Genomic DNA, 12,857 nt, shown 5'->3' with positions numbered 1-12,857 from the left:
AATGAATGATCGGTACGGCAATTTCACCATATCCGTTCGCCAATTCACCATACTGATCATGCTCGGGACCATCGGCGATTCCATTCTCGTATTGCCGGTGATACTGGCTGACAAGGCCAAACAGGATGCATGGCTCTCCATGCTGCTAAGCATCGTATTCGGCATGGCAATCGGCGGAATCTTCGCCGCGATCGCCAACCGGATGGGCCGGCGAAGCATATTCGACGCCGTAAGCCAGGCGGGAGGCAGATGGCTCGGCAGTATCGTCGTGCTGCTCTTGCTGTTCGAGTACTTCATGTGCAGCCTGTCGCTGCTCAGCGAAATGAGCCAATTCATGACCACGCAGCTGATGCCGGAAACGCCGGTCAACGCGATCATGCTGCTGTTCCTGGCCGTCGTGATAATCGCGTGCCGCTACGGAGTCGAGGCATTCGCCCGCATGGGAGAACTGCTGTATCCGTTCATGGTGGGTCTGTGCGCGGTCCTCGTGATCCTGCTGCTTCCCCAGGTGAACGTCGCGAATTTGAAGCCGTATGTGACGGCCGGCCCGGTTCCGATCATGCACGGCGGCTTCATCGCGTTCACGTTCGTGTTCACGGAGATGGTCATTCTGCTGTCGCTCGTTCCGCACGTGAGCGCGAAGGACGGCGCCAAGCTGACGAAGCCGATTCTGTCGGGTCTTGCGTTCGGCGGCGCGGTGCTCGTCGTGACCGTGCTCTTCTGCGTGCTGGTCTTGGGGCCGAGCCTGATGGTGACCAAATATTACTCCACCTTCGTGCTTGCGCAGAAAATTCAAATCGGTCATTTTCTGGAGCGGCTGGAAGCCATCTTCGCGTTTCTATGGATCATTACGGTCTTCTACAAGACATTGCTGCTGTTTTTCTCGATGACGGAAGGCATCGGGTGCCTGCTGGGATTGCGGGAAAACCGGATGCTGACCATTCCTCTCGGCATGATGCTGCTCGTCTGGACGAGCGCCGGGACGCCGAACATTACGGTCTACAACGCGATCCTCACGACGGCGTATCCCTGGTTCGACTTGACGTTCTGCGCCGGCCTGCCCGTGCTGCTGCTGGCGATTCTGCTGATCGGCGGCCGATCGCGCCCGCGGACGGCCCAAGCATCTCCTTCGGACGGACATGGACGGGATCAGCCGCAAGGCCAACCGTAAGGCCAACCATAATAAAGCCGCCGAATCCATCAGGATATCGGCGGCTTTGTCGGCTATGTCGTTCAGATGGCTGCGAGCGGCTCGCTTGTTCCTCGTCGCGGGCGAATCCCGCAGCCCTTATGCTCTGACCTTAATCAATCGAAGTCGAAGTTCTTCCACTCGTCTTCCGGCATTTCCGATTCCGGTTCGGAGAACCGCTGTTCCTGGAACGGCTCCGCCACGTTGTGGAAACCGTTGCGCTCCCAGAACCCCTGGCGATCGGATGCCATGAATTCGAACCCGCGCACCCATTTGGCGCTTTTCCAGAAATACAGATGCGGCACGACGAGCCGGAGCGGACCGCCGTGCTTCGGCGAAAGCGGCTGGCCGTCGTAAGCGTGGGCGACCATGACCTGCTCGCCGAGCAGATCCGCAAGCGGCACGTTCGTTTCATAATCCTGGTCGGCATGCACCATCACGTAACGCGCCTCGGGCTTGATCTTGAGCTGCGCGAACAGATCCCGCAGCAGGACGCCCTTCCAGACCGTGTCCGCCTTGGACCAGCGCGTGACGCAGTGAATGTCGCATGTGATCTCGGTCTGCGGCATCGCCATCAGGTCCTCGAACGATAGCGAGAGCTCCTGCTCGATTTCCCCGAACAGGCGCAGGTTCCACTCCGCCATGTCGTATCTTGGCACTTCGCCCTCGTGCAGGATCGGGAACCGTTCCGTCCAGATTTGTCCCGGCGGCAGCCGGTCGGCCAGTTCCGGTATCGACGCCGCCTGCGGCGATTTCGCTTGCTGCAATCGCTGCGCTTTGTTATGCATATGAGCGTTCTCCTTCGCGTGTAAAATCCTGTCTTGTATGCCACTATCCTAGTTGAAGCATGGGCAGCCGTCAATGGGGGGATTCATGATCCCGGCGGCGGGAGGGTCTTCTCCGGCGGCGGATTAGGTTACAATAAGAAGGATCGCCATGAACAGCAAGGAGTACGAGACGGTGGACAACCCCTCTGTGAACGAATCGAAGAAGGACAAGCATCGCCTGTTCGTAGCGGTGCCGCTCCCGGACGAGCTCAAGCTCGCGATCGGCGAATGGTCGCGTAAGCTTCGGGCAGCGCAGCCCTTCCGCAAATGGACGGAAACGGCGGACCTGCATGTAACGCTGCAGTTTCTGGGGGATACGGAGCCGGAACGAATCGAAGCATTGAAGTCGGCTCTCGCGGCCTCGGCCGGCAGAATCCAGCCGTTTCGCCTGACGCTCGAGGGCGCGGGCGTCTTCGGCAGATCCGAGCAGCCCCGCGTGCTCTGGGCGGGTATCGGCGGCGAGCCGGAATCGCTGCGCCTCCTGCAGCGCGCCGTCGTAGAAGCGACGGCGCCGCTCGGGTTTCAAGCCGAGGCGCGTCCCTACAGCCCGCATCTGACGATTGCCCGCAGCTATGCGGGAAGCGCGTCGTTCAGCCTGCCGGAGCTGCTTGGAGACGGGGACAGCGCCGGCAGCGATCCGCAGCCCGCATGGCGGGCGGACGAGATCGTCCTGTATCGCACCCATATGCACCGGCGGCCGATGTACGAAGCCGCGGCCCGCTTTGCTCTGGGCTAAAGCGCCTGCGCCGCATGACGGCCCGGCAGCGTATCCGCCCGTCCGCCTTCACGCGAGCATACGAGGCAATGCCACAACACCCCGCGCAGCTAATCGCCGCACGGGGTGTTGTCGTTGCCTAGCTTGTCCGCTTACTTGCCCAGCGTTTCCGTCAGAACCGGAACGATTTGCGATTTGCGGGAAACGACGCCTTTCAGCACCGCTTTGTTGTCGTCGAGCTTCACGTTGTACGCTTGCTCCACTGCGCCAGCCTTGCTGCCGAGCGCGAGCGCGACGGAATCGTTGTTCAGGATGTCCGTCACGACGAATACGAACAGGTCGAGGCCTTTGTCCGCGATGATCGCGTTCAAAGCCGCTTCCACTTCCGCTTGGCGGTTCAGCACGTCGTTCACGTCAACCGCGTTCACTTGCGCGATTTCGACTTTGCTGCTGCCCATCGAGAACTCCTTGGAATCCAGGGAGATCAGCTGCGCGATCGTTTTCTGGCTCAGGTCGGCGCCGGCTTTCAGCATGTCCAGACCGTACGTGTCCGCGTCCACGCCCGCGATTGCCGCAAGCTCGCGAGCGGCCGCAACGTCTTCAGGCGTGCAAGTCGGCGATTTGAACAACAGGGAATCGGAGACGATCGCGGAAAGCATCAGGCCCGCAATGCCGCTTTCGATCGCGATGCCGTTCTCTTTGTACATTTTGTTCAGGATCGTCGCCGTGCAGCCAACCGGCTCGCAGCGGTAGTACAGCGGGTGAGCCGTCTCGAAGTTCGCGATCCGGTGGTGGTCGATAACTTCAAGCACGCGTACTTTATCGATATCGCTGGCGCTTTGCTGGCGCTCGTTATGATCGACCAGAATGACCGTGCCGGTCTCGTTCGACACCGTCTCGACGAGGCGGGGAGCCGCCGCTTTGAACGTATCGAGCGCGAATTGCGTTTCGCCGTTCACTTCGCCGAGGCGAACCGCTTCGACCTCCTGGCCGAGCTTCGTCTTCAGATCCGCGTAAGCAATCGCCGAACAGATCGTGTCCGTATCCGGGTTTTTGTGTCCAAAAATCAATGTTTTTGCCATGAGTATGCTCCTTACACCGATAAATTTTTGGGTGCCGGCGACGTTAAGCCCTCCGCCCTCGAAATCCCTAAACGCTATTATACCTTCAAATGCCGTGAATTCCTATTCCATTACAGGTAAAAATATGGACAATCCATAATTTTTGCGTTAAGCGTCCGAATCCTGTTCTCCGGCGCCGACGAATCAATGATAGTCCCGGTATTCCTGCGGCGTGCAGCCGACGAGCTTCTTGAACAAATACGTGAAATACGCGGATGTCTGGATGCCGACGCGGTCCGCCACCTCGTACACCTTGATGCTCGGATCCTTCAGCAGCTCGCGCGCATGCTCGATGCGGGTGTCCTGCACGAATTCCGAAATCGTCTTCCCCATCTCGCGCTTGAACAGGACGCTGAGGTAGCTCGCGTTCAGCCCGAACGTCTCCGCCAGCTGCTTCACCGTCCAATTCTCCTGCAGCCGCTCCTCGATATGACTTGCTACGCGCCGGATCAAGTTGTGCTGCTGGTTCGTGCGTTCCTTCTTCTCGATCTCCATGTAGCGGTCCACGTAATCGACCAGCAGCAGAATAATCTGTCCCGTGCTGCCGCAGTCGAGCATTCGCCGCCACATGATGATGTTCATATCGCCGTCCGCGTCGTCCTTCCGCTTCAGATTGCGGATCAGCTCGCTCAGGAAGCTCATGCCGAAGGCCTGCGCATACGAGAACGAGGCCGGCTCCTGGACGAGCAGCACGTCGAAAATCCGGTTCATGTAGGCCCCGACCTTCGCGGAATCGCCCGCTTCCATCAGCTTCACGATCGTGGGCATGAACTCCTCCCGCAGACGGAAATCGCGAAATTCGCTCCGGTCCGCGTAATCGTGACGGACGATCTGCCCGTCCGAGACGAGCCGCGCCTTCGCCATCATGAACTTGATTTCCTTATAATGGAGCGGCACGTCCTCCCATCGGCTTCCGGCCCGGCTGCAGCCGACCGTCACCGTGGCGCCGTGCTGCTCAAGCAGCATGCGCTGCACGAACGGCAGTTGTTTCTCGATCGCCGCCAGCGCCGCCGGCGTCTGCCCGAACAGGAGAACGGCGATCTCGTCCGGCGTGATCTGCGCCAGAAACATCGGCTCGGCGTCCGACATGCCGATCTCGACGGTCTGCTTGAAGCCGCTCGCGAGCAATACCCGATCCTTGGCGGCCTTGCCCGGCGAGAGATAATGATCGAGGCCGAACACGAGGAGCCGGAAGCCGCTTGCGACGTCCGGCAGCGCCATAAGGCCGTTCCAAGACGCGAGCATGTCGTCCGTCTGCGGAACCTCCGCGATCAGATCGGTCACGAACCGTTCCTTCACGAGCCTGAGGCTCTCGGACACCTTCTTCTTCAGCTCGCTCGTCTGATCGACGATGCTGCGCATCTTCTCGAGCGTCTCCCGGAAGCCCGCGAGGCGGCCGGAGACCTCGTCCGTCTTCAGCGGCTTGAGCACGTACGCCTGCGCGCCGACGTGAATCGCGTCCTGTACGAACTCGAACTCGTTGTATCCGCTGATCATGAGCACCTGCAGCGGGGGATGCAGCTTCTTCGCCTCCGCTACCAGCTCGATGCCGTTCATGCCGGGCATGGAGACATCGGAGATGAGCACGTCGAAGACCGAAGCTCGCATCGCCTCCAGCGCCTCCTCGGCCGACTCCATCGTCGCCGGATTGTCGTAGCCGAGCCCGCGCCAATCGACATGCCGGACCAAGCCCTGAATATTGGAAGGCTCGTCGTCCACGATGAGCACTTTAAGCATCTATGCTTCCCTCCTGATCGCCGGCTCGTCGGCGCTCGCCGGGAATGACACGGCCACGTTCGTCCACGCGCCCGCCTCGCTCTCGATCGTCAGCGCCGCATCGCTGCCGAAATACAGCGCGAGCCGCTCTTTGATATTGGTCGTGCCGAAACCGTTGCCCTTGCCCTTGCCGGCATGCGATCCTCTCCCGATCTCCCGAAGCACGGCGGCCGGAATGCCTTGGCCGTTGTCGAATACGGACATCCGGATGCGATTCCCTTCCATTGCGACCGCAATGCGAATGACCGCGTCCGGCCTTCGCGTAATCGCGCCGTGCAGGTAGCAATTCTCCACGATCGGCTGCAGGACGGTCTTGATCGTATAGCATGCCAGCGCCTCCTCGTCGACTTCCCATTCCACCCGCACCTTGTCCGGATACCGGAACTGGCAGATGTCCAGGTAAGCTCGGACATGCTCGAGCTCGTCGCGGATGCGGATGACGCTGATGCGGTTGTTCAGCGTAATGCGATAGAAGGTGGTCAGCGCGTCGATGATCTGTATCTGCTCCTGATCGTCCGCATCCATCGCCCGCCAGCGCAGCAGGCCGAGCGAGTTGTAGATGAAGTGCGGATTGATCTGCGCCTGCAGCGCCTTGAACGCTTGCTCCTTCTCCGCGAGGCTCGACTTCGTGATGTCGTCGACCAGCTTGCCGAGCCGCTCGGACATGGAATTGAAGCGGTTCTCGAGCTCGCCGAGCTCGTCGTTCTCGCTGTAGCGGACCGTCGCTTCGAACTCCCCGCGCGATAGATCGCTCATGCGCGTGCCCAGCTTGCGGATCCGCCGGACGATGTTGCGGACGATCGTCGTCATCAGCGACATCGACAGCAGCAGGAAGAGCGTAATGATGCCGACGATCAGAACGAGGATCATCCGGTTCTGGTTATCGAGATGCTTCGTGCGCATGAGCGCCACGAGCGTCCAATGCGAGGACAGCGGCTGCGTCATCAGCATGTCCTTCGTGCCCGACAAGTCCAGTGCGCCGGATGTCCCGGTGACGCCGGGCGCCGCGGACATGTCGGGTGTCACGGATGTTCCGGATGTTCCCGTGGCGCCCGGCGTCACGTTGCTTCCGGACACATCGGATGTCCCGGTTGTGCCGGATGTTCCGGTGGCGCCGGTCGTCACGTTGCTCCCGGACACATCGGATGTCCCGGCGGTGCCGGATGTTCCGGTGGCGCCGGTCGTCACGTCGCTCCCGGACACATCGGATGTCCCGGCGGTGCCGGATGTTCCCGATATCTCGGATTGCCCGGCGGTGACCGGCGCATCGGCGCTCCGGGACATCTCAGCGGTCCCGTTGGTACCGGCTGTCACGGACATCCCGGATGGCCCGGCGGTGACCGGCGTCGCATCGCTCCCGGGCGCATCGTCTTGCGGCCAGCGTTGCAATTGCAAGCGCTTGCCGATATCCGCGCGATTGGTCGCGGCGAGGACGCGCCGGTTGTCGTCGACGATGTATAAGCTGCCGTCGTTGAACGGATGATCGAGCAGCTCGCCGAAGACGGCATCGTAGTTCAACAGAATATAGACCATGCCGAGCAACTCGCCGGAATTGTCGATGATCTTGCGCGTGATCACGCTCTGGTTGGCCTTGCCCGGAACGTCGCTCCAGAACAGCGGATTCGGCGACTTCGCCGCCGCTTCGTACCATGCCCGCTCGTCCATGCCGGCAAGCCGCCGCCCCGCTTCCGGGCGCCACAGCAGCTGTCCGTCCTCGACCAGCGTCTCGTTCGTATGATAAATGCGAAAATCCGCAATGCCCGGCAAATATTTGCTCGTGATGAGAAACGTCCGGTCCACGTAATTGACCGTGTCCACGTTCTCGGCCATGTCCGCGTATTCCCGCCCGAGCCGGGCGATAAGTTCGCCGTCGGTCGCCGTCCGGACGGCCAGCAGATCGTAGCTTTTCTTGCTGAAATCTACGATCTGCGCCGTCTGCTGCACCGCTTCCTCCGCCGTGTTCATATAGCTGTGATGAAAGCTGCGGATGACCAAATAAACGGCGCCGCTGCTCAGCACGAGCGTCGGCAGCAGCAAGATGAGCACGTACAGCACCACGATCTTGCCGCGGAGGCTCAAGCTCCGGGTGAAGCCCAGAATCCATTTGTCGAGTCTTAAACGCAGTCGCAAGGCTCCCTCCCCTTCCTTAAGCGGAGTATAACACACGGTTGGAACGCGGTAATTGGAAGCCGGTCCCTTATTCGTCCGGAACGCCCGCCGAATCACGCCGAAAGGGAAGCCGTCGTTAGACGGCTCCCCATGCCTGCCCGAAAGCGTGCACAGAGCACCTTCGCCGCATTGGCCGGCAAGGAGCTCCCCTGTGCAATGGACCGACGATCCGTTATTTAGTCCATTTTGGAGATTATGGTTGGCGATCGGACACAGGAGCCGCTATTGCATCCCGGAAGCACCGAAAACTCATCTTACGGGCGAAATAACGGCTCTACGGTCCGCAAGCGTACGAAAACGCATGAAAATCACTCCATAACGGATCTCCTGCCCGTTCCCGGCATCGGGCGTCATCATCATGGTCAGGCGATCATAGACAGGGTGGTTCAACGCGATGCCGACGCACTGGCCTTGGGCGGTTCGCATCAAGCAGCGTCGTACAACGCGCGCTGGGAGCCATGCGCATGCGAAGCGAAGCGCGCCCGGAACCGGCCAAGACTGGCAGTATATCGCATCGATTTCTCTACACTCTGAGGGAAGCCGTCATAAGACGGCTTCCCTCAGATGCATCTGAAATGCTTCGCGATATGGCTGGCCTGCCCGGCAGCCGGCCATGGGCACGCTTGCCGTAAGGCCGGCTTGCCCAGTGACCGCCCGCTTCCCGCAGATGCTCCACGTTTGCTCCAAGCACTGCCCGCTTGTGCAATCACGGCCAACTTGCCCAGTGACCGCCCGTTCCCGCTGAAGCTGCACGTTTGCCCCAAGCTGCCCGCTTGCGCAATCACGGCCACTTGCCGCTACGTCGGCCCGCTTCTCGCTGATGCTGCACGTTTGCTCCAAGTCCGCTTGCGCAATGACCACCCGCTTCTCGCAGATGCTACATGTTTGCTCCAAGCACTGTCCGCTTGCACAATCACGGCCAACTTGCCGCAGTGACCGCCCGCTTCTTCTCGTACAGACAGCCGCACGCCTGGCTCGCGCTTACCCGTTAGCCGCAGCCGTCTGCTCCTGCAGCGTCGCGTTCCACTCCGTCTTGAGATCGCTCCAGTGGGCGCGCTTCTCAAGCGCGGACTGGAAGTCGTTCCACGCCGCTTCGAATCCTTTGTCGTCCTTGGCCATGATGAGCTTCGCCTTGAATTCCTTGCGGACGTTCTCGAGCTCCGGCAAGTATTTCTCCCACTGCCCGCCCGGCTTCGCTTTCACCATATCGTACGGCTGCGCGACGCGGATGCCGCCCATCTTGCCGATCGCCTGCGTGAAGTCGATCGTCTTCTGCCGGCCTTTCGGCTCGGTCAACGCATAGTTCCACCACGGGTACCACTCGTTGCTGTAGGACGAGAGGCCGTACAACGCCGGATTCGTGCTCGCGATTTTCGCCGCATCCCCGGAATCGTGAAGCTGCTGGTAATTGGAATCGATGAATTTCCACAGGCCGAGCGGTTTGTCCACCCAATCCCAGAACACGCCCGGAGGTCCCTCGTTCGCGATCTGCTGCTGCTCCGGCTTCGGCGTCAGCATGTAGTCCACGAATTTCAGAATCGCGTCCAAGTCCTTCGTATTCTTGCTGATGTACAGGTCGTTGCCCGGATACGGGTTAACGATTTGGTTGGCGCCGATCTTGCTGACGCCCGGCGCCTGCGGATACGGAATCGTATCGATATACCACGCCGGTTCCGTCGGACCGTCGAGAATTTCCCAGATATGCGCGTCCATGTTGAAGAATCCGCCGGCGTTCATCGCGATGCGGCCGGACTTCGTCTTCTCCTTGTAGCGCTCCGATTTGTCCGTGATCGCCTCGGGATCGATGAGTCCATCGCGGTACATCTTGTTCATCCATTGGTAGGCGGCTTTGTACTGCGGATTGTCATAGATGAATTCGTAGCTGCCGTCGTCCTTCTTCTCCACCGGAATGACGCCGCCGGCGGTCGCGGTCGACACGCCGAACGTGCTCAAGATGACATTCTCGTCGTTCGCGTCCGACAGGAAGCTGAGCGGAATAAGCGCTTTGCCCGACGCGTCCTTCTGCTTCGCTGCCGCGCGCAGGAACTTCTCGATGCCGTCGATCGTCTTCAGGTCGTCCTTCGTCATGCCCGTATTCTCGAGCACGTCCGTCCGCACGAACCAGCCAAGCGATGCCCAGCCCGGCCAAGGGTCGGACGGATTCTGGTCGAACCAGGTCGGAATCGACCAGATATGGCCGTCCTTATCCTTCATCGCGTCCAGATACTGCTTCGGAATGGACGCGAGCCCCGGGTATTTATCCGGCATGTCGAAATACTTCTCCATCGGCAGAATGTCGCCCGAGCGGATCATCGACGAGTTCACGATATCGCTGCGGCCGAACAGGGCCGCGTCGTCGAAGCCGCCGGTGTTCAGCTTCAGGTTGAGCGCCGTCATGGCGTCGCCCTGGGTCGACTCCAATTGGACGTCGATGCCCGGATCGTGCTCCCGCCAGTATTTCTGCACCATGCTGTCGTTGTTGATCGTCGCGGTCCAGCCGAGCCATAGCTTGAATGTCTTGGGCCCGGCGGAATCGCCCGCGTCCGCCGCGTCTCCCGCGGACGAATTCGTCTTCGTTCCGTTCTGGCCGGCCGCGGCGTTATCCGCGGCGCTGCCGCCGGAAATCCCGCCGCCGTTTCCGCTCGAGCAGGCCGTCAGACCGAGCACGAGCGCCGCCATGCTTTTCCTTGCCGTAAGCATTGTCATGCGTTGCTTTCCCCTTTCTGTCTCTCCATTATATATGGTGTTTCCGTACACCCGTTGAGAAAACGCCCCTTGACGCCACGCCCCTGGCAATCTTAGCCTTTGACGGAGCCGATGAGCACGCCCTTGACGAAGAACCGCTGCAAGAACGGATAGACGCACAGGATCGGGATCGCGCTAACCATGACCGTCGCCATCTTGACAGACATGAGCGTTACGTTCGAGAGGCTCGTGCCCCTCGCAATCGCTTCCACGTTATTATTGGAGCCGAGCACCGCCGAGATGTCCTGCGCGGACAGCAGCTGCTGCAGGAACGTCTGCACCGGAATCAGGTTTTGCTTCGAGACGAAGAACGCGCCGGCGAACCAGTCGTTCCAGTGCATGACGCCGGTGAACAGGCCGAGCGCCGCCAGCATCGGCTTCGACAGCGGCAGGATGATCGACCAGAGCACGCGGAACGGATGCGCGCCGTCCATTTCGGCCGATTCGATGAGCGCTTCCGGAATGCCCTGAATGAACTTCAGCATGACGAACATGTTCCAGGCCGAGAACGCGCTCGGGACGATGTAGACCCAGAACGAGTTCAGCAGCGACAGATCGTGCAGCTGAATGTAGAAGGGAATGAGGCCGCCGCTGAACAGCATCGTCACGAGCACGTAGCCGAGCAGCGTGCCGCGCAGCGGCAGGCTCCGGTACGATAGTCCGAACGCCGCCAGCAGCGTGACGAGCAGGCCGACGACCGTACCCGCAATCGTCCGGGCAATCGTAATCCAGTAAGCGTGCCGGATGATCCGGTTGCCGAGCACGATCCGGAAGTTATCGAGCGTGAACTGGCGCGGCCATAGGTAGACGCCGCCCTTGGCCGCGTCGCTCCCCACGTTCAGGGAGACGGCCAGCATGTACAGGAACGGATAGATGACCGAGAAGCACAACAATAAGAGAAGCGCGATGATGATGAATTGACCCGCGCGGTCGCTTGCCGAACGTTGCATGGATTACCACAGCCCCTCCCCGTTGAATTTGCGCGACAGCTGATTCGTGACGAGCACGAGCACCAAGCTGATGACCGAGGACAGCAGGCCGACCGCGGTCGCCATGCCGAAATAGCCTTGCTGCAAGCCGCTTCGCAATATGTACGTATCGAGCACGTCCGCGACCGGCTGGTTGGCCGGGTTCATGAGCGGGTAGATCTGGTCCATCCCTACCGCGATCAGGCTTGGCATGCTCAGGATGAGCACGATCGCGATCGTCGGCATGATGCCGGGCAGCGTAATATGCCGGATCTGCGCCAGCCTTCCCGCGCCTTCGACCCTGGCCGCCTCGTACAGCTGCGGATCGATCGTCGTGATCGCCGCCAGGTACAGGATCGTGTTCCAGCCCACTTCCTTCCAGAGGCCGCTTGCCACGATCATCGGACGGAACCATTCGGTCGAGCCGAGGAAGAAGATCGGATCCGCCCCGGTCTTGGTCACGAGCTGGTTCACGAGGCCGCCGTCCAGCGTCAGCAGCGACTGCAGGATGTAGGCGACGACGATCCAGGAGAAGAAATGCGGCAGGTAGCTGACGGACTGCACGAACCGCTTGAACCCGCTGTGCCGCACTTCGTTGATGAGCAGCGCGAGAATGATCGGCGCCGGGAAGCCGAAGACGAACTTCAGCACGGCGATGATGAGCGTGTTCTTCACCACGATCCAGAATTGGCCGTCCTTCAGAAACGCGAAATTATCGAGCCCCACCCACGGGGCGTTCCATATGGTGTAGCCGATATGGAAGTTTTTGAACGCAACTTGAATGCCGGCCATCGGAATGTAGCTGAACAGAAACAGCAAAACGACGGCCGGCGCGATCATGATGTACTGGGAGCGGTATTTTGCCAGTCGATCGAGCATGGGATCACCTCTGTACGCTCCATTATACGGACCGGACGAAAGCGGAGGTAGAACACAACGGTTGGATTTCTATCGCTATGATTAGCGATTTCGGGAGGAGGAGGGGCATGGCGGATGAAAATACTTTCATACGCGGAAGAACGCCTGCGGACCGCCCGGACCCGGCGAATGCGCCAGAAACGCGCAAGAACGCGCCAAAACGGCCGCTCTTATGGGAACGGCCGCCAACGCGCCGGACCCCGGGACGGCAAAAACAGCCGTCCGGATAACATCATGCGTTCCGTACGGCTGCTGCTGCTTGCTATAAACGGACCCTCCGGGCGCCGGCGCATTGCTTGCCTGCTTCCGAATGAGTTTCATGCGAACTAAGCCGGCGGCAGGGCGAAGTTTACTGTAATTTTGGGGAAATACTGTACAATCGCGATGCGTGCCGGTTTGCGCCGCGCTCCTGGTACCCTCCGGGATAGG

Annotated in this window: 9 protein-coding genes; 2 read left to right on the top strand and 7 right to left on the bottom strand. The window is 60.4% G+C overall.

The genetic code is table 11. The features are described 5' to 3' along the window. Nucleotide 1: 1 nt before the first annotated feature. Nucleotides 2–1,171, top strand: a complete 1,170-nt coding sequence (locus GXP70_RS06845) for a GerAB/ArcD/ProY family transporter (protein WP_162355760.1) — start codon at nucleotides 2–4, stop codon at nucleotides 1,169–1,171. A gap of 134 nt (nucleotides 1,172–1,305) precedes the next feature. Here GXP70_RS06845 and GXP70_RS06840 read toward each other — a convergent pair whose 3' ends face one another. Continuing rightward, entirely contained in the window at nucleotides 1,306–1,977 is a 672-nt protein-coding gene (locus tag GXP70_RS06840) for a sulfite oxidase-like oxidoreductase (RefSeq protein WP_162355759.1), read from the bottom strand. A gap of 148 nt (nucleotides 1,978–2,125) precedes the next feature. Here GXP70_RS06840 and thpR point away from each other — a divergent pair, with 148 nt between their 5' ends. Further along, nucleotides 2,126–2,752, top strand: a complete 627-nt coding sequence (thpR, locus tag GXP70_RS06835) for an RNA 2',3'-cyclic phosphodiesterase (RefSeq protein ID WP_162355758.1) — start codon at nucleotides 2,126–2,128, stop codon at nucleotides 2,750–2,752. A gap of 131 nt (nucleotides 2,753–2,883) precedes the next feature. Here thpR and GXP70_RS06830 read toward each other — a convergent pair whose 3' ends face one another. From GXP70_RS06830 to GXP70_RS06800, 6 genes are all read right to left on the bottom strand, one after another. Next, nucleotides 2,884–3,813: a manganese-dependent inorganic pyrophosphatase gene (locus GXP70_RS06830; protein ID WP_162355757.1), complete on the bottom strand. Its 930-nt coding sequence runs from the start codon at nucleotides 3,811–3,813 to the stop codon at nucleotides 2,884–2,886. 183 nt (nucleotides 3,814–3,996) lie between these two features. Continuing rightward, the gene (locus GXP70_RS06825; RefSeq protein ID WP_162355756.1) at nucleotides 3,997–5,589 is read right to left on the bottom strand and encodes a response regulator; all 1,593 of its coding nucleotides are present in this window, start codon (nucleotides 5,587–5,589) and stop codon (nucleotides 3,997–3,999) included. Then, complete coding sequence (locus tag GXP70_RS29735) at nucleotides 5,590–7,758, bottom strand: cache domain-containing sensor histidine kinase (RefSeq protein WP_225442696.1); 2,169 nt, start codon at nucleotides 7,756–7,758, stop codon at nucleotides 5,590–5,592. 1,020 nt (nucleotides 7,759–8,778) lie between these two features. After that, complete coding sequence (locus GXP70_RS06810; RefSeq protein WP_162355755.1) at nucleotides 8,779–10,503, bottom strand: type 2 periplasmic-binding domain-containing protein; 1,725 nt, start codon at nucleotides 10,501–10,503, stop codon at nucleotides 8,779–8,781. Between the two features lie 92 nt (nucleotides 10,504–10,595). Beyond that, nucleotides 10,596–11,492, bottom strand: coding sequence for a carbohydrate ABC transporter permease (locus tag GXP70_RS06805; RefSeq protein WP_162355754.1), 897 nt, complete (start codon nucleotides 11,490–11,492; stop codon nucleotides 10,596–10,598). Between the two features lie 3 nt (nucleotides 11,493–11,495). Beyond that, nucleotides 11,496–12,389 (bottom strand): ABC transporter permease, encoded by an 894-nt coding sequence (locus GXP70_RS06800; RefSeq protein ID WP_162355753.1) that lies wholly within the window; start codon nucleotides 12,387–12,389, stop codon nucleotides 11,496–11,498. Nucleotides 12,390–12,857: the final 468 nt, after the last annotated feature.

Origin of the sequence: Paenibacillus lycopersici, assembly GCF_010119935.1 — a bacterium.
Taxonomy (GTDB): domain Bacteria; phylum Bacillota; class Bacilli; order Paenibacillales; family Paenibacillaceae; genus Paenibacillus_Z; species Paenibacillus_Z lycopersici.
This window is presented reverse-complemented; position numbering and strand designations above follow the sequence as displayed.

Coding starts and splice junctions, on each gene's coding strand:
- GXP70_RS06845 (WP_162355760.1), top strand. CDS start 2: ATGAATGATCGGTACGGCAATTTCACCATATCCGTTCGCCAATTCACC.
- GXP70_RS06840 (WP_162355759.1), bottom strand. CDS start 1,977: ATGCATAACAAAGCGCAGCGATTGCAGCAAGCGAAATCGCCGCAGGCG.
- thpR (WP_162355758.1), top strand. CDS start 2,126: ATGAACAGCAAGGAGTACGAGACGGTGGACAACCCCTCTGTGAACGAA.
- GXP70_RS06830 (WP_162355757.1), bottom strand. CDS start 3,813: ATGGCAAAAACATTGATTTTTGGACACAAAAACCCGGATACGGACACG.
- GXP70_RS06825 (WP_162355756.1), bottom strand. CDS start 5,589: ATGCTTAAAGTGCTCATCGTGGACGACGAGCCTTCCAATATTCAGGGC.
- GXP70_RS06810 (WP_162355755.1), bottom strand. CDS start 10,503: ATGACAATGCTTACGGCAAGGAAAAGCATGGCGGCGCTCGTGCTCGGT.
- GXP70_RS06805 (WP_162355754.1), bottom strand. CDS start 11,492: ATGCAACGTTCGGCAAGCGACCGCGCGGGTCAATTCATCATCATCGCG.
- GXP70_RS06800 (WP_162355753.1), bottom strand. CDS start 12,389: ATGCTCGATCGACTGGCAAAATACCGCTCCCAGTACATCATGATCGCG.